At 35.8% G+C, this 17,485-nt stretch carries 22 protein-coding genes; 20 read left to right on the top strand and 2 right to left on the bottom strand.

What is annotated here, in order from left to right:
• The first annotated feature begins 16 nt into the window (after positions 1 to 16).
• From E7Z77_RS03010 to E7Z77_RS02975, 8 genes are all read left to right on the top strand, one after another.
• Positions 17 to 226 (top strand): TIGR04165 family Cys-rich peptide, encoded by a 210-nt coding sequence (locus E7Z77_RS03010; protein WP_292750053.1) that lies wholly within the window; start codon positions 17 to 19, stop codon positions 224 to 226.
• Between the two features lie 2 nt (positions 227 to 228).
• Positions 229 to 1,356, top strand: coding sequence for a TIGR04083 family peptide-modifying radical SAM enzyme (locus tag E7Z77_RS03005; RefSeq protein ID WP_292750050.1), 1,128 nt, complete (start codon positions 229 to 231; stop codon positions 1,354 to 1,356).
• A 14-nt stretch (positions 1,357 to 1,370) separates the two neighbouring features.
• The gene (locus tag E7Z77_RS03000) at positions 1,371 to 1,493 is read left to right on the top strand and encodes a hypothetical protein (protein WP_292750047.1); all 123 of its coding nucleotides are present in this window, start codon (positions 1,371 to 1,373) and stop codon (positions 1,491 to 1,493) included.
• Between the two features lie 350 nt (positions 1,494 to 1,843).
• The gene (locus E7Z77_RS02995) at positions 1,844 to 3,892 is read left to right on the top strand and encodes a cation-translocating P-type ATPase (RefSeq protein WP_292750045.1); all 2,049 of its coding nucleotides are present in this window, start codon (positions 1,844 to 1,846) and stop codon (positions 3,890 to 3,892) included.
• Between the two features lie 63 nt (positions 3,893 to 3,955).
• The gene (locus E7Z77_RS02990) at positions 3,956 to 4,945 is read left to right on the top strand and encodes an ATP phosphoribosyltransferase (RefSeq protein WP_292750043.1); all 990 of its coding nucleotides are present in this window, start codon (positions 3,956 to 3,958) and stop codon (positions 4,943 to 4,945) included.
• Between the two features lie 119 nt (positions 4,946 to 5,064).
• The gene (locus E7Z77_RS02985) at positions 5,065 to 5,967 is read left to right on the top strand and encodes a CBS domain-containing protein (RefSeq protein WP_292750041.1); all 903 of its coding nucleotides are present in this window, start codon (positions 5,065 to 5,067) and stop codon (positions 5,965 to 5,967) included.
• 14 nt (positions 5,968 to 5,981) lie between these two features.
• Positions 5,982 to 6,905 (top strand): deoxyhypusine synthase, encoded by a 924-nt coding sequence (locus tag E7Z77_RS02980; RefSeq protein ID WP_292750037.1) that lies wholly within the window; start codon positions 5,982 to 5,984, stop codon positions 6,903 to 6,905.
• On the top strand, positions 6,906 to 7,433 hold the full coding sequence (locus E7Z77_RS02975; RefSeq protein WP_292750034.1) for a hypothetical protein: 528 nt from the start codon (positions 6,906 to 6,908) through the stop codon (positions 7,431 to 7,433).
• A 42-nt stretch (positions 7,434 to 7,475) separates the two neighbouring features.
• On the opposite strand, the gene E7Z77_RS02970 is transcribed toward E7Z77_RS02975, so the two are convergent.
• Complete coding sequence (locus tag E7Z77_RS02970; protein WP_292750030.1) at positions 7,476 to 7,718, bottom strand: DUF5654 family protein; 243 nt, start codon at positions 7,716 to 7,718, stop codon at positions 7,476 to 7,478.
• Positions 7,719 to 7,804: 86 nt separating this feature from the next.
• Positions 7,805 to 8,452, bottom strand: coding sequence for an orotidine-5'-phosphate decarboxylase (gene pyrF, locus E7Z77_RS02965; protein ID WP_292750028.1), 648 nt, complete (start codon positions 8,450 to 8,452; stop codon positions 7,805 to 7,807).
• A gap of 198 nt (positions 8,453 to 8,650) precedes the next feature.
• Here pyrF and cbiM point away from each other — a divergent pair, with 198 nt between their 5' ends.
• From cbiM to rpl37A, 12 genes are all read left to right on the top strand, one after another.
• The gene (gene cbiM / locus E7Z77_RS02960; protein WP_292750025.1) at positions 8,651 to 9,316 is read left to right on the top strand and encodes a cobalt ECF transporter S component CbiM; all 666 of its coding nucleotides are present in this window, start codon (positions 8,651 to 8,653) and stop codon (positions 9,314 to 9,316) included.
• Between the two features lie 9 nt (positions 9,317 to 9,325).
• A complete protein-coding gene (locus tag E7Z77_RS02955; RefSeq protein ID WP_292750022.1) occupies positions 9,326 to 9,613 on the top strand; it encodes an energy-coupling factor ABC transporter substrate-binding protein in 288 nt (95 codons plus the stop codon).
• A gap of 44 nt (positions 9,614 to 9,657) precedes the next feature.
• On the top strand, positions 9,658 to 10,353 hold the full coding sequence (gene cbiQ / locus E7Z77_RS02950) for a cobalt ECF transporter T component CbiQ (protein ID WP_292750018.1): 696 nt from the start codon (positions 9,658 to 9,660) through the stop codon (positions 10,351 to 10,353).
• 1 nt (position 10,354) lies between these two features.
• Positions 10,355 to 11,188: an ATP-binding cassette domain-containing protein gene (locus E7Z77_RS02945; RefSeq protein ID WP_292750016.1), complete on the top strand. Its 834-nt coding sequence runs from the start codon at positions 10,355 to 10,357 to the stop codon at positions 11,186 to 11,188.
• A 137-nt stretch (positions 11,189 to 11,325) separates the two neighbouring features.
• Positions 11,326 to 11,784, top strand: coding sequence for a riboflavin synthase (gene ribC / locus E7Z77_RS02940; RefSeq protein ID WP_067041664.1), 459 nt, complete (start codon positions 11,326 to 11,328; stop codon positions 11,782 to 11,784).
• Positions 11,785 to 11,795: 11 nt separating this feature from the next.
• Positions 11,796 to 12,500, top strand: a complete 705-nt coding sequence (locus E7Z77_RS02935) for a glycosyltransferase family 2 protein (RefSeq protein WP_292750011.1) — start codon at positions 11,796 to 11,798, stop codon at positions 12,498 to 12,500.
• 8 nt (positions 12,501 to 12,508) lie between these two features.
• A complete protein-coding gene (locus tag E7Z77_RS02930; RefSeq protein WP_292750009.1) occupies positions 12,509 to 12,856 on the top strand; it encodes a DUF2304 family protein in 348 nt (115 codons plus the stop codon).
• Positions 12,857 to 12,859: 3 nt separating this feature from the next.
• On the top strand, positions 12,860 to 13,528 hold the full coding sequence (locus E7Z77_RS02925) for a (Fe-S)-binding protein (RefSeq protein ID WP_292750007.1): 669 nt from the start codon (positions 12,860 to 12,862) through the stop codon (positions 13,526 to 13,528).
• The gene (locus E7Z77_RS02920) at positions 13,518 to 14,720 is read left to right on the top strand and encodes an LUD domain-containing protein (RefSeq protein ID WP_292750005.1); all 1,203 of its coding nucleotides are present in this window, start codon (positions 13,518 to 13,520) and stop codon (positions 14,718 to 14,720) included. The genes E7Z77_RS02925 and E7Z77_RS02920 overlap by 11 nt, the downstream gene beginning before the upstream one ends.
• Positions 14,721 to 14,820: 100 nt before the next feature.
• Complete coding sequence (locus E7Z77_RS02915; RefSeq protein ID WP_292750002.1) at positions 14,821 to 15,534, top strand: (5-formylfuran-3-yl)methyl phosphate synthase; 714 nt, start codon at positions 14,821 to 14,823, stop codon at positions 15,532 to 15,534.
• A 13-nt stretch (positions 15,535 to 15,547) separates the two neighbouring features.
• Positions 15,548 to 17,032 carry an IMP dehydrogenase gene (gene guaB / locus E7Z77_RS02910; protein WP_292749999.1) on the top strand — a complete coding sequence of 495 codons (1,485 nt, stop codon included), beginning with the start codon at positions 15,548 to 15,550 and terminating at the stop codon, positions 17,030 to 17,032.
• Positions 17,033 to 17,283: 251 nt separating this feature from the next.
• Positions 17,284 to 17,485 (top strand): 50S ribosomal protein L37Ae (rpl37A, locus tag E7Z77_RS02905; protein WP_292749997.1); only part of this gene is annotated, 202 nt, incomplete at its 3' end.

Below are 17,485 nucleotides of genomic sequence, written 5' to 3'. Positions count from 1 at the left end.
TTAACTAGGTGAAAAAATGAAACTCGAAGAATTATTGGCTCCATGTCCAAAATGCGGTTCAAAAGATAAAGTGGCTAAAAGAAAATTATTGGATAATCACAGGGCACATGCTGAAATGGATGCAGTGAAATGCTCAGAATGCGGCTACATTTTCTTTGTGAATGATGATATGGACGAAGACGAGAAAAAGAAATTATTAAAGGAATTAAATAAAGTTCACGGATAAAAATGACATTTCATGTAATGATTATCCCAACACTTAACTGTCCATCAAATTGCAAATACTGTTGGGGATCTGAAAACAAAAAGGAAATGATGGATATTGAAATCATTGACCAGATAATTGCATGGTTAGGTGATTTTAGGGATGATAAAGTCCATTTCACTTTCCATGGTGGGGAACCTCTTCTTGCAGGTTACGATTTCTACGAACAGGCATTGGAGAAATTATCCAAATTGCCTATTCTGGATGGATTTTCACTTCAAAGCAATATCTGGCTATTGACAGAAGAGCTCATTGATTTGTTCATTAAATATAATGTTGTGGTAAGCACAAGCATTGACGGTCCTAAGGAAATCAATGATTACCAGAGGGGAGACGGCTATTTCGACAAGACCATGACAAAATTCAGGCTGGCAAAAGATAAGGGACTGATAATTAACTTTGTTTTAACAGTAACTGACTATTCTAAAGACTTTTCAGATGAATTGTATGAATTCTTCAAAAGCGAAAAGATGAATCTTAAGATTCATGCGGCATTGCCTTCATTAAGGGGGGATAATGCAGACCCATGGGCACTTGACCAGGAAGAGCACGGCAAACTGCTTGTTGATTGGCTGGACAAGTACCTTTATGATTTGGATAAGTTTACTGTAATGGATCTTGACCATATCTGCAAAAGTGCACTTAGGAGAAGAGGAACCCTCTGCACATTTGCCGATTGCATTGGAACAACATTGGCGGTAGGCTCTGATGGTTCAATCTATCCATGCTACAGGTTTGTCGGCATGCCGGAATATGTTTTAGGAAATGTCGCTGACAATCCGAGCTTTGATGATTTGAAGGAATCTGACGCATGGTCTAAACTGATGGAATTTAGGGAGTATGTTGATGAAAACTGTAAGAAATGCAGATATGTAAAATATTGTGAAGGGGGATGTCCTTACAATGCAATTGTGGCATATCAGACACCTAAGGCAGTTGATCCTCAATGTACAGCATATAAGATGATATTTGGAGAAGTTTCAAAAAGAATGAATAAGGAATTTGCCCGTTCAGCATTCGGAATGGGTGCTCCTGCTCCTAGAAAAGAAGGTGATGCATTCAGTATTATGGATCTGGCCATGAAACCTTGATTTTGGTTGATAATATGATTTGTGATGATTGCGAACATTTGGAATTAAGAAACAAATACAAGATTGTATGTAAAATTCATGAGCATCTCTTATTGGATGTAAAGGAATGTCAAAACTTTAAGCCTAAGGATGAATAGATTAAATTCTATTCCAATTATTTTTTTTATAAGTCGGTGAAAGTTCATTTTCTGATTTTATTGATATATTTTTGCGGATTATTCTTTTCACTATTTTTTTTAGTAATACTGAGTATTTAAATGAACTCAAAAAATGTAATACTTTTATATACTTCTTAGTCCATATTATTAAATAGTAATACTGAGTATTTAAATGAACTCAAAAAAGTAATACTTTTTTGGCTGTTGGTACTTACTGGATTTAATTTTTTAATAAGTTTCCAAATTTGGGAGGGACCTTTAAAAAATTTTTGAGTAATACTGGGTATTTAAATGAATTTAAAAAAAGTAATACTTTGAGGTTTAAAAAAATGATTGATGAAATAACTGATTTCTTATTCGGATTGAAAATGACCATTATTTCAGGTATATTTCTATTAATTGCAGTTATTTTTATGATTCTTGGAATTGACACTCCGATTTACCTGAACCCTGCATGGGGAACAGTAATCATCAGTGGAATTCCAATGTTATTATTGGCAATGACTAGATTGATTCGTGAAAAATGGATTTCATCTGCACTATTGATTGCAATTGCGATGGTTGCTTCACTTTTAATCGGTGAAATATTTGCGGCAGGTGAAGTTGCATGGATTATGGCATTGGGTGCTCTTTTAGAAGATTGGACTGTTGAAAGAGCTAAAAAAGGTTTAAGAAATTTAATTAATTTAACTCCGCAAACCGGAAGAAGGATTGTTGACGGTAAAGAAGAGGTAGTATCTGTTGATGAAATTAAAATTGGTGATACTTTAAGAATTCTTCCTGGTGAAAGCGTTCCTGTTGATGGTGAAATTATAAACGGTACTTCATCACTTGACCAGTCAATCATGACTGGTGAGTCTCTGCCTATAGATAAGGAGGTAGGCGATGAGGTATTCTGCGGTACTATGAATTTATATGGTGCCATTGATATTAAAGCAACCAGTTTAGGTGAAAATTCCTCACTTCAAAAATTGATTGACCTTGTAAAGGCGGCTGATGAAAAACAAGCTCCGACACAAAGGATTGCCGATAAATGGGCAACTTGGCTTGTTCCTATAGCATTATTAATTGCAATTGCAGCATGGCTCATTACAGGCAATATTGAAAGAGGGGTCACTGTTTTAGTGGTATTTTGTCCATGTGCATTGATTTTGGCAACACCAACTGCAATTATGGCGGCGATTGGTCAGGCTACAAAATATGGTGTGCTCATCAAATCAGGTGAAGCATTGGAGACACTGGGTGGACTGAATACTTTGGTATTTGATAAAACTGGAACTTTAACTTACGGTAATTTAGAAGTTTCTGATGTTATTTCTGTTAATGAGAGTTTAACTAATGAGGATTTACTTAAAATCACAGCATCATGTGAGAAGTTAAGCGAACATCCTTTGGCTAAAGCTATTGTAAATAATGCAAAAGAAGCTAACTTAGATATTGAAGAACCTAAAGACTTTAAAATGTATCCCGGTAAAGGTGTTACATGTACAAATTCTTATGGTAAAGTATATGCTGGAAACTCCAAATTCCTATCTGAAAATAATTTTGATATAAAAATTAATGATCAATTAGACAAATTGAAACATGAAGGTAAAGCTTCAATTATTGTTGCATTAAATGATGAAATAGTTGGGTTAATTGGATTATCTGATGTGATTCGTGAAGATTCTAAAAGCATGATTGAAAGCTTGCATGATTTGGGTACCGAAACCATATTGCTCACCGGAGATAACACAGAAACTGCTAATTACTTTGCATCCAAAGTTGGAATAGGCAAAGTTTATGGTAATCTGCTTCCAGAAGAAAAACTCTCATGGATTGAAAAACTTAAAAGTGAAGGCAAAAAAGTCTGTATGATTGGTGATGGTGTAAATGATGCGCCAGCACTTAAAACAGCTGATGTAAGTGTAGCTATGGGTTCTGTTGGAAGTGATGTTGCTATTGAAGCGGCCGACATTGCCCTTTTGGGTGATGACATCGGTAAAATACCATATCTTAAAAAACTTTCAAATTCTACTTTATTTACAATCAAAGCAAATATTGCAATTTCCATGACAATAAATGCTGTAGCTATTGTATGTTCTGTTTTAGGCCTATTGAATCCTGTAACTGGAGCTATTGTTCACAATGCAGGATCATGTCTTGTTGTATTGAACGCGGCATTGCTCTATGATAGGCACTTTGATGATTCAATTAAAAAAATTGACACAGAAAACGTGGAGCATTCACATTATCATTTCCATGATGACAGTGAACATTCACATTCCCATGACGGTGTTCAAATAATCGATGAAATCAAAACAGAAAATGGAATTAAGCATATGCATGTTCACAAACATGCATTGGATAGACAAAGTTGTGAAGCTTATCACAACTAACTTTCTTTTTTTTTAAATAATTTTATATATAGCTTGAATAATAACCTTATTGTAGGTATTAATATGAATGAGAAAATAATTTTAGGACTTCCGAAGGGAAGTTTGAATAATGTGAAAAGAGGAAATACTCACCAGTTATTTGTTGATGCAGGTTATGAAGTAAAAGGATATGAACCTGGTGATGAGGATTACGAAATTGAAATTTTAAACGATGATGACATTATCGCTTTTTTAACCCGCCCTCAATCCACTCCTGTAGAATTGAATAGGGGAATAATTGACATAGCTATTGTTGGTGAAGATTGGATTAAGGAAGAATCAGTTTTAAGGGAAACCAATACAGTCAAAATTGGAGATTTGGATTATGGTAAAACCAGATTAATCGTTGCAGTTCCTAAAGATTCACCTTATAACAATTTATCAGATTTATTCAGGGCAAACAAGGATAGGAAAACTCCAATTTTATGTTTCACTGAATATCCTAATTTAACCAGAAAATTCATCATGGAAAATGAGGTTTATCAGGAAATCTATGGTGATTCAGTACCATTTGTTCAGGTTAGAGGTTTGACAGATGGGGACAATGAAATGGTGCAGGTAATCAACTCCGATGGAGCTACTGAAGTTTACATTGCAAAAGGTGCTGACTTGATTGTTGACAATACTCAAACAGGCAGCAGCTTGAAAAAAGCAGGTTTGAAAGAAATAGAGACAATCCTGCACTCTTCAGCGGGCCTTTATGCAGGTGTAAGTTGTACTGGTGAAAAACTTGATAAGGCTAAAATGATTTATGAGCAGCTACTGGGTGCAATAACCGCCAAAAAATACTTTGATGTTAAATTTAACATTTCAAATTCAAAAATCGATGAGGTATCTTCATATCTGATTGAAAATAAGCTTTGTGCAGATGAACCTACAATTACTCCAGGGTCTGGTTTTTCACAAATCAACGTTTTAATTCCTAAAGCGAAATTCCCTGAAATGGTTGATGCAATCAAAGGATTTGATGCAACTTCCATTATTAGAAATGATTTAAAACAGTTAGTTGAATAATCATTTCACAACTTTTCTTTTTTTATAATTTTCTTGAAATTATTATCATGATAAATCATTAAAATTTATAAAGTATACCTTACAAATATATGATATTATATTATTGATGGGGATAAAACATGTTAACATCTGTTCAAAAGGAAATATTACAAACCTTGATAAATTTATACCAGTCTTCTAACGGTAAATCTATTAAAGGTGAAGACATTGCTGAGGTTATGGGAAGAAACCCGGGAACAATACGTAACCAGATGCAATCATTAAGAAGTTTAGGTCTAGTAAAGGGAGTGCCAGGACCTAGGGGCGGATACAAACCAACAATTGAAGCTTATCACTCTTTGAATATATCTGTTTCAGATCAGGATTCGAAAGTGCCGATATATAAAAACGGCAAAAGGATTGAGGATATTTCAGTTGCAAGAATTGAATTTACCAGTGTTCCACAGCCTAGTGAATGTGAAGCCGCAATAAAAGTTCTGGGAAGCATTAAAGACTTGAATTTGGGTGACACTATTAGTATAGGGCCTACACCGGTAAACAATTTGGGCGTTATGGGCACAATTGTGGGCCGTGATGATATGGACAATATTCTTTTGGTCGATACAAAAACCATCAGAAGCATTCCTAAACAGAGTGTTGGAGATATTGCAAGCAGGGATGTAATTTCATTTTCCTTGAACTGTTCCGTAAAGGAAGCCGCAAAAAAATTGGCGGACAATGAAATTGACGGAGCTCCGGTCATTAAGGACGGTAAAGTGGTTGGAGTGTTTACTCTGACAGACCTTGTTCAGGCAATTGCAAATGATAAGGAGGATTTGTCCGTAGGTCAGTTGATGTCAACAAATGTCGTCATTGTAAATGAAGATTTAAAAATAGCCAATGCAATCGAGGTCATGCTTAAAAAAGGCATTTCCAGATTAATTGTAGCGGATAATGACCAGAATTTACTTGGAATTGTTACAAGAACTGATTTGATTAATATTATCACAAATCTGGAACAGTTTCCAATTATTACAAACTAATTATATGTGATTTAATGAAAGTTAACCCGATCAACATTGAGAATAACATGAAAATATCTGATTTAATCAATCAATTTGATGAATCAGGAGTATTGGGTGCAGGTAGGGTTGCACGTGCATGCAATATTTTAGTAGATATGCTCCAGGATGATAAAATGAGCGTTTTCATGAGCTTAGGTGGCCCTTTGATTCCAGGTGGGATGAGAAATATTGTTTCAAAAATGATTAGTGAAGGGCATGTGGATTTGATTGTATCAAGTGGAGCAAATATTACTCATGACCTTGTTGAAGCATTCGGTGGAGCCCACTATCGTCATGAAGGAAAAGACGATGAGGAATTAAATGAAGAAGGAATAGGCCGTATTGCAGATATTAATGTTGGTTCTGATGATTTTACAATTTTTGAAACTGAAATAATTAAGATTTTTGAAGAGATTTCATCTAAAAAGAAAGTCGTTTCAATTCAGGAATTGCTTCATGAAATTGGACTTCTAGTAGATGATGAAAACTCCTTTGTCGCTACTGCCGCAAGAAATAATGTGCCGATTTTTGCGCCGGGCCTTATTGACTCCATGATGGGTCTTCAACTATGGATTTTCACACAGGATCATGACTTTACAATAAGTGCTGTAGGAGATATGCCTTATTTGTCTGATATAGTATTTGAATCTGAAAAAGTTGGCGCTATCCTTTTGGGAGGTGGCCTTACAAAACATTACACTTTAGCTTCCAATGTAATTAAAGGAGGATTGGATGCAGCTATTCAAATCACAATGGACAGGCCTGAGGCAGGCAGTTTAGGTGGAGCACCTCTTGAAGAGGCAAAATCATGGGCAAAGGCAAAATGCGGATCCAACCTTGCAAGCGTAGTTGGGGACGTTACTGTAATATTTCCATTGATTTATGCGGCAGCATTAGATAAAGTAAGTAGTGATTAGATGAGTTACATTATATTAGCAATCTTGTTTTTACTGTCTGGATTTTTCATGAAATATTCAGATGATCTTTTCGATGTAAATAATGATTTGAAGTTTGCCAGCGTTTTTGGCGTTTTGTGCGGTGTCGCTTCAGGATTGGCTGCAATATATAGCATCGAGGCAGCTTACATTTTCATTGCAATCCCGATAGGCAATTTCATAGCCATGAAAGTAGATGGAATTCACCACATCATTACATTGATAGTATTCCTGATAATCCTGTTGATTGGAGGAATTCCTCAGTTAAGTTTGGTGGTTCTGCTGATATGTGTTTTGGCTGCACTTTCAGATGAGGTAGGTCATGAACTGATTTCCCAATTCACCGATAATATGTTCATGAATCTGTTTTTCGAGTATAGGTTTGTGATGAAAATAGTGATTTTATTATTGGTTGTTTTCGGAATTTTCAGCATTTGGATATTCGCATGCTTCATATTATTTGAAATAGCTTATGAAAGTGCAGGAATTGTTTTTGAAAAATTTAATTAAAAAAAGAAGTTAAAAAGGAATTTGAAATTCCTTTTAATTTGTTTATTCGGTTTCTACGCCCATTTTACCAGCTACTCTAGCAATGAGTACGGTAACAATAACAGCGATTATAGTTACAATGATAGCGTAAGTGAATAAACTACCGAGTGCGTCTCCAGCTCCTACGAAGGATTCAATTAATTTTTGGATTGCACTGTTCCATGCTTCACCTGCTACAAATGCGAATGCAGTTGTAATCAATGCTAAGATGGTTTCCATAATCATTTTAGTTACTTCGTTTGCCATACGTTTTCACCCCATTAAAAATTTATTTGTTCCCAGATTATAAGAACAATATTATATTTATTTCTTTTATTTAAAATATTTTGGGTTTATTTCAGTGTTTCGATTAAATTTTCACAAGCAATCTTAGGATTATCCGATTCGTATATGCTTCTTCCAACAATAATGGCGTTGGAGTATTCAAGTGTTTTTTTACCGTCTCCCCCTTGCTTTCCCACTCCAGGAGATATTATAAAAGCGTTTTCACCAACAATATCTCTTATAATTGATAATCTATCAAGTCTAGTTGCAGGTGCGACGTAATTTTTAATTCCCATTTCAACTCCCATTTGGGCTATTGCCTCTGCATCTTTCTGTAGGAACATCTTGGCTCCCGGATGTGACATTTCAGTTAATAGGAATAGTTCTTTCCCATGCTTGTTTGCCATGTCAAGGCAAGCCTGAACGCTGTCTGATCCTACAAAACCATGGCATATTATCGCATCGGCACCGGCTTTGAATGTCTCATCGCATATCTTTGAGTTTGTCGCATCAATGTCTGCCACTTTAAAGTCACATATCACCTTAAATCCGAATTGGTCCTTTAACTTGTTGATTATTTCAAGACCTTCCGCCAGTGCTAGGGGGTATCCTATTTTTATTGTGTCGATGTGGTCTTTGATTGAGTCACATATTTCGATGGCTTCACTTTCGCTCATCACGTCAAGTGCTAAAATTAGGTTATTTTTCATGTTCATGTTATCTTCTTTCTTAGTTTTTTTATTAAAATTATTAGGTTGTCCTAAATTTTGTTTATGTTATTACTAATAATCTTTATATATAATAAGGTATATATTTATATTATCAATAAAACTTTATAAAATTTTAACTTTAATTAAGTTTTTATTGAGTGTTTTATCAATTTATTTTGATAGGTTATTTGGAGGAAATTATTTATGCATATTATGGAAGGATATTTACCATTAACATGGTGTATTATATGGTTTGTCATATCAATCGCCGTTGTTGCATTTGGTTTATATCAAATCAAAAAAATTGTAGATGAAAATCCTGAATCCAAAGCTTTACTTGCTGTAAGTGGTGCATTCATGTTCATCTTATCATCTTTGAAATTACCTTCTGTTACTGGAAGTTGTTCTCACCCTTGTGGTAACGGATTAGGTGCAGCATTATTCGGTCCTGCAGTAACTGCAGTATTAGCAGCAATTGTACTTATTTTCCAAGCACTTTTACTTGCTCACGGTGGATTAACCACCTTAGGTGCAAACATTTTCTCAATGGGTATTGTAGGTCCATTCATCGCTTGGATTGTATACAAAGGTTTAACTAAAGCTAATATTTCTTCAACTATTGCAATTTTCTTTGCAGCATTCTTAGGAGACTTATTAACTTACGTAGCTACTTCATTCCAATTAGCTATTGCTTTCCCAGCTCCTAGCTTCGGATCAGCATTAACCAAATTCTTAGTTATCTTTGCAGTAACTCAAGTACCATTAGCTATTGGTGAAGGTATATTAACTGTAATTATATGGGACAGATTAAAAGCTTACAAACCAAAATTATTAGATAAATTAGGTGCTTTAGCTCCTAATGAAGCATAGGTGATATAAATGAAAACATCAACATTAATTATATTAGCGGTTGTTTGTATAATATTATTTGTTGCACCATTAATCATGTTTAGTGGTCATGGAGAAGACGATGGATACTTCGGCGGTGCAGACGATGCCGCTGGTGAAGCTATTGAAGAAACAGGTTTCAAACCTTGGTTTTCATCTATATGGGAACCACCTAGTGGTGAAATAGAAAGTTTATTATTTGCTCTTCAAGCAGCTATAGGAGCAATCATTATTGGTTACTTCTTCGGTTACTGGAGAGGACAAGGTAAAGAAGAATAATTCTTCTTTATTATTTCTTTTTTTTTTAGAGATTAAGTGATTTTATGAAATTTGATATGGATTATATTGCGCATCATAATGCTTTAACAGAAACAAATCCTTATTTTAAATTGTTTTTAACAATAATCTTGTTAGTTGTTACATTAGCACTCGATAATCTATATTTTGATGTAATTGTCTTTATTGTAATGTCTATTATCATATTAGCCATTGCTAAAATCAACTATAAATCCTATTTGAAATTCCTATCACTTCCAATGGCGTTTCTTGTGATAACTTGTATTTTTTTAATGTTCTTCTTTGGAAAGGGGGATGTTATTTATGAAACTGGTATATTTGGTATCGTAGTAACCAATGATTCCTGGCATTATGCAGTTTACACATTCATGCGTGTAATGGGATGTCTGCCTTGTTTAGGTTTTTTAGCTCTTACAACACCTATTGCAAAGATTTTAAACTGTTTAAGGAGTTTGAAAGTTCCAAAATTATTAATCGAAATTGCACTTTTGATGTATAATACAATTTTCATATTCTTAAATGAGATTGACACAATGCAGAAAGCACAGGAAACAAGACTCGGATATAACTCCTATTGGAATTCATTTAAATCTTTAGGGGCTCTTGTAAGCACAATATTCCTGAGATCTCTTGATAAAAGTGAAACATTACAATTTGCTTTAGATTCTAGGGGATATGACGGTGAACTTCCAGTTTATGAACCGAGAAAGAAGGAGAATTAACATGTTAGAAGTAAAAAATATTAAATATGCTTATAATGCTGAATATCAGGCACTAAAAGGAGTTAGCTTAAAAGTTGAAAAAGGAGAAATGGTTGCACTCTTAGGTAAAAACGGTGCAGGTAAATCAACTTTGTTTCTTCAGTTAAACGGTATTTACAGGCCTGATGAAGGACAAGTTTTCATTGATGGTGAAGAATTAAAATATGATAAGAAATCCTTACTTAAATTTAGGCAAAAGGTCGGAATTGTATTCCAGAACCCTGATGATCAGATTTTCGCTCCAACAGTTGAAGAGGACGTTGCATTCGGACCTTTAAACTTAGGTTTACCGATGGAAGAAGTTCAGGACAGAGTTGAAGACGCTTTGGCTCGTGTTGGAATGAGCGGATTTGAGAAAAAAGCTCCTCATCATTTAAGCGGAGGTCAAAAGAAAAGAGTTGCTATTGCAGGAATTCTTGCAATGAAACCTGAAATAATGGTTTTGGATGAACCTACTGCAGGTCTTGACCCTCAGGGGGTAGTTGATTTATCTATATTGTTAAAAGAGCTTAATGATGAAGGTATTACTATTATAATATCAACACATGAAGTGGATTTGGTTCCGAATTATGCGAAAAAAGTCTTTGTATTGGTTGATGGTCAGTTAATTGCTGAAGGCACTCCTAAAGAGATTTTTGCAAAGCCTGAGATATTGGAACAGGCAAACTTAAAGGTTCCGATTGTTACAGATTTGTTCCAGCAACTTGAAAATGAAGGCTTTGATATGCATGGGGATTATCCGTTAACAATTGATGAAGCTAAGGATAAGTTTTTGGAATTGTTAAACAAAAACTAATTTTTTTTTAATTCAAAAATTTTTCATAAATTTACAACTCAAAGTATTACTAGCAGTAATAATTCATAATACTTTTTTTATAATTAATTAAACATTTATATTAATAGAAACATATTCTTTTTATAAGGTGAATTTAAATGAGAATTGGAATATGTGATACAACTTTCGCTCGCTTTGACATGGCTGCGGCAGCTATTGACGAGCTTAAAAATAACGCTTATGATTTAAAAATTATCAGACAGACTGTTCCCGGCGTAAAAGATTTGCCTGTGACTGCAAAAATTCTCATTGAAGAGGAAAACTGTGATATTGTAATGGCATTAGGTATGCCTGGGCCAATGGAAAAGGATAAGATGTGTGCCCACGAGGCATCAACCGGTTTAATCAATGCACAGCTCATGACAAACACTCATATCCTGGAAGTCTTTGTACATGAAGATGAGGAAGAGGATCCCGTTGAACTTGCAAAGCTTGCCGAAAACAGGGCACGTGAACATGCGCAAAACTTAATTAAGATGATGTATCACAGAAAAGCAATGAGAAAAGAAGCTGGAATGGGAATGCGTGAAGGAAAAGAGGATGCAGGCCCATTATAAAAAGGTGTAAAATGGTATTTGAAATTTCAGAGGAAGATAAAAAGGCTACATATGTCATACTTCCTGCATATAATGAAGCGACAAGAATCCAACCTGTAATTGAGGACATTACAAAGAAAGGATATAAGGTGGTCATTGTCAATGACGGCTCTTCAGATAACACTCTGGAGGTTGTTATGGAATCCCAGAAGAAATATCCTCATAGCATTTTTATATATTCCCATGTTATCAATAGGGGTGTTGGCGTAGCTATGCAGACAGGCTTTGATGCTGTTTTAAGATATAATCCAAAATATATTGTCAATATGGATTCGGACGGCCAGCATGATGCCGATGACTTGGATAATGTGCTGGAGCCGCTGGTGACCGGAAGGGCTCAGGCAGTAATTGGGGTAAGGCCACTGAAGGACATGCCGTTAAGCAGGAATATCGCAAATGCAATCATGAACCTTCTGACAAGAATATTCTATAAGGTGGATGTAAGCGATTCGCAGACAGGTTTCAGGGCAATTACAATCGATGCCTTGAAAAAGATCAACATCAATGCCAGAGGATATCTCATTTCTTCTGAATTCATACGTGAAGTCAATGACAATAATATTCCATTCGAAGAGGTTCCAATAAAAACAATCTACACTCCTGAAACCCAGGCAAAAGGAACAAACGTCACTGTCGCATTCAAGATATTGATTCAAATGATTAAACATCAATTTTAGGTGATTAAATGTTATTATATTCAATTCTATTTCCAATCATATCAATAATAGCCATCATATGGTTCTTATTGAGATATTTAAAAGAGAAAAATTCATTGATTACAACTGTTCTATGGGCAATTTTTTGGATTTTAGTTAGCTTATTTGCAATTTTCCCTAATTTCAGTAATTCCTTTGCCCGCCTGTTCGGTATAACCCGTGGTTTGGATTTCATAATAATAATTGTTTTTGCAGTACTGGTTTACACAATTTTCATATTGTACACCAAGATTGACCAATTAGAGGACGACGTCAATAAAATCGTCAAGGAAGTGGCATTGAATAATGAAATAACTCTTGAGGAAAAAGAGGAATAATCCATGTTATATTTTAGAGGATGCACTGCAAGAGAAAAGCTGACAGGTATTCAAGAGGCAACAGAAAAATTGTTGAAGTTGGCAGGTGTCGATTATCATGTGTTGGATGATGAAAAGTGCTGCGGATCTGTTTTGCTTAGAACCGGATTTTTAAAGGAAGCTCAGGAACAGATTGAAAAGAATACTGAAATCCTTAAAGGCGAAACCATCATAACTTCATGTGCAGGTTGCTATAAGACCCTAAAAGACGATTATGAAGGATTGGATGTCATCCATATTTCCCAATTATTGGACCAACTGATTAAAGAGGGAAGGTTGAACTTATCCAAAAATGACTTTAATGTAACTTATCACGATTCCTGTCATTTGGGACGTCACTGTGATGTCTTTGATGAGCCCCGGGATGTAATAAAAGCAGCGGCCAATCTCGTTGAAATGGAAAGCATCCGTGAAAACAGCCTGTGCTGCGGAGCCGGAGGGGGTGTCAAATCAGCTTATCCTGAAATAGCTTCACAAATGGCAAAATCAAGGATTGAACAGGCCAAAGATACAGGTTGTGAAACTTTGGTAACTCCATGTCCGTTCTGCAAGCTCAATCTGGAAAATGATGATTTGGAAGTGCTTGACTTGACCGAATTTTTAGTAAAGTATGGTGGTTTGGATGAAAGCTAGTGAACTTGAAACGATGAGGAAATCATTCAATACAGTCAAGAAAAGGTCAAATTCCATCAAGGATTCCCCATCCACAAAAAGGCTGATTGAAAGGGTGCGTGAAATCAAGAGATATTCCATTGAAAACAATGACGAATTATTTGATCAGGCTTTGCAATCCTTTAAGAGAAACGATATTGATTTTAAGATAGCCGAGACTTCCCGGGATGCTTTAAGAATCATTGACGATTTGCTCATTGAATATGACTGCAGCACCATTGCAAAAGCCAAGTCAAATACCTTGGGTGAAATCAACCTTAAAAAGCATTTGGCTGATAAGGACATTGATGTTGTTGAAACTGACCTTGGCGACAGGATTTTACAGCTTAAAAAAACTGACAATAAACCGGTTCATCCGACAGGACCGGCATCTCATCTGAACATATCAAACATTACAGACATTGTCAACGAATCATTGGATGCCAATGTCAATCCTGAGCCTAGGGAAATCATGGAAACCGTAAGGCATGATGTGCTAAAACGCCTTGAAAATGCTAACGTAGGTATAAGTGGAGCCAATGCTATAGCATCTGAAGAGGGGTCCCTCGTAATGGTTCACAATGAGGGCAATATTTCAATAGTTTCACTGAAAGATTTGCATATAATCGTAGCTGGAATCGATAAAATAGTGCCTACATTGGAAGATGCAATCTCTGTTGTTAAACTCGAAACTATCTTCGCTACAGGAAACTATGTTACATCATATATGAATGTGATATCAGGTCCGTCAAAAACAGCAGACATTGAAAAGAAGCTCCTGAAAAACATGTATGGTGCTGAAAAGGTTGTTGTGATATTATTGGACAATGGAAGAAGCGAAGCAACCCCTGAATGCCTTTACTGCATAGGCTGTGGAAATTGTGTTGTGCATTGTCCTGTATATAATGCGGTCGGAAACGAATTCGGATTCAATAACTACCTTGGAGGCAGAGGTGTTGCAATGTCAAAATTCATAGAAGATGATGAGACATGCTATAATTCAGGCCTTTATATGTGCACCTTATGTGGATTGTGCACTCTTAACTGTCCGGTATCCATTCCAACCAATGAAATCATTGAGAACATGAGGAAACTGTCAACAGATGTCGGTTTTTATCCTAAGGCACATGGCGCAATAAAACAGAATATCAGGGATAACGATTCACCATATTAATTTCATTTTTTTCATTTTTTTTAAAATAACCAATAATATTATAAATAATAAAGAAGTAATATTATTATATTATAAAATTATATTTTATTGGAGGAAAGTTATGCTTCTATTAATAAGTCCTATAAATCGTGAAGAAGCTCTTGAATCAATCAAAGGTGGAGCAGATATTGTTGATGTGAAAAATCCTAAAGAAGGTTCTTTAGGTGCTAATTTCCCATGGGTTATTAAAGAAATCAGGGAATTAACTCCTGAAGATAAGCTTGTCAGCGCTACTTTAGGTGATGTGCCTTACAAACCTGGTACAGTTTCTCTTGCAGCAATGGGCGCTCATGTTTCCGGAGCGGATTATATTAAAGTTGGATTGTATGGAACAAAAGACCATGATGAAGCTGTGGAAGTCATGGAAAATGTTGTAAAAACCGTAAAAGATGTTAGTGAAGACACCATTATTGTAGCTGCAGGTTATGCTGATGCTCACCGTGTAGGTGCAGTAGGACCTATGGAAATTCCTAAGGTTGCACGTGATGCAGGATGCGATTTGGCCATGCTTGACACTGCAGTCAAAGACGGTCATACATTATTCGATTATTTGGACATCGATCAATTAAAAGAATTTGTAGAAGAAGCTCACAGTTATGGCTTGTTAACCGCACTTGCAGGTTCAGTTAAAAAAGACCAATTGAAACCATTGCATGACATTGGCTGTGATGTGGTCGGTATCAGAGGAGCCGCATGCATTGGCGGTGACAGAAATACAGGTAAGATACACCATACAGCTGTAGCTGAGCTCAAGGAATTATGTGATTCATTCTAATCAGGTGTTATTTATGTCATATTCAAAAAAAGTTCAAGAAGCAAGAATGTCTTTCACTTTTGATGATTTTCTCTTAACTCCTAACGCCAGTTATGTAGAGCCAAAAAACATTGACACTAAAGTTCAGTTAGGAAAAGGAATTAAACTCAACATCCCAATTCTGAGTGCTGCTATGGATACTGTAACCGAAGCAGAACTTGCAATAGCGATGGCACAGGAAGGTGGTGTTGGTGTAATTCACAGAAACATCACACAGGAAAGGCAGGTTGAAGAAGTAAAGAAAGTCAAAAACGCTGAAGATTTAACCATCCGTGATGTTGTAACCATTTCTAAAGATTCCACAATTGCTGAAGTTCAGGCAAAAATGCAAGACGAATTGATTAGTGGTCTTCCGGTTGTTGAAGGTGACGAAATCATTGGTATCATATCCAAAAGGGATATCAGGCCAGTCTTAAAATCAGAACCTGATAAAACAGTAAAAGACATCATGACTTCTGATGTTGTAACCGTTGAAGAAGGAGTTTCCGCTGAAGAAGCATTGAACATCGCTTATGAAAATAAGGTCGAAAGGCTTCCTGTTGTCCGTGACGGAAAATTAGTCGGAATCATCACAATCAAGGATATCTTGAATCATGCTCAATATCCAAATGCTGCCCGTGATAAGAATGGCAACTTCTTGGTTGCTGCCGCATGCGGACCATTTGATTTGGAAAGGGCAATGGCGCTTGACCAGGCCGGTGCAGACATCATTTCCATTGACTGTGCTCACGCTCATAATATGAATGTGGTTAAATTCACCGAAACCATCAAGGATAATATTGATGCTGAATTATGTGTAGGTAATATCGCAACAGCCCAAGCTGCTGAAGACTTGATTTCAATGGGTGTGGATGCACTTAAAGTTGGTATCGGTCCAGGTTCAATGTGTACTACCCGTATTGTTGCTGGTGTTGGTGTTCCTCAATTAACTGCAATTTCTGACGTTGCTGATGTAGCGGCAGAACACGGAGTTCCGGTCATCGCTGATGGTGGTATCAGATATTCCGGAGATGTTGCAAAAGCTATCGGTGCCGGTGCAGACGCAGTAATGTTAGGTAACTTACTTGCAGCTTCCTTAGAGGCTCCTGGTGACATTGTTGTTATGAACGGAAAACAATATAAGAAATACCGTGGAATGGGTTCCATGGGTGCAATGACCAGTGAGTACGATGGTGGAGCAGACAGATACTTCCAAGGTTCCAAAAGTAAAATGAACCACACAAAATATGTTCCTGAAGGAATCGAAGGTGCTGTACCATATAAAGGAACCATTGCTGAGATCTTATTCCAGTTAGTTGGTGGTTTAAAATCATCAATGGGATACTGTGGTGCTAAAGATATTGAAGCAATGAAAGAAAAAGCGCAATTCGTTAGAATCACAAGCAGTGGTATTAAAGAATCCCACCCTCATGACTTGTTGATTACTAATGAAAGTCCAAATTATTCACCTCCTGAATAATTGGCCATTATCTATATTTTTTGATGAGAAATATGGCATGGTTTAAAGATTTATAGGCAATAGATTTTTTCTCATCAAAATTTTTATATTTTATGTTAAATTTAGTATTTTTTAAAGAAATTACTTATTTTTAGCAAACCTTTAAATATTAGTTGGTACAATATTATCATATTAGATTATTTTATGGTTATATTAGATAATCAATGAAAATTACATTTTATTAAATTTTATTATTAACGGAGAGATTTTAAATGGCAAGAACTAAAAAAGTAGGAATTACAGGAAGGTTCGGTGCAAGATACGGAAGAAAAGCAAAAAGATCTGTAAAGATTATTGAAGAAAACATGAAAAAAGACCATGTTTGTCCTAAATGCGCAAGACCTTATGTAAAAAGACAAGCTGCTGGAATTTGGAAATGCAGAAAATGTGGTGCAGTATTCACTGGAGGAGCTT

It is taken from the genome of Methanobrevibacter sp. (assembly GCF_015062985.1).
Taxonomy (GTDB): domain Archaea; phylum Methanobacteriota; class Methanobacteria; order Methanobacteriales; family Methanobacteriaceae; genus Methanocatella.
This window is presented reverse-complemented; position numbering and strand designations above follow the sequence as displayed.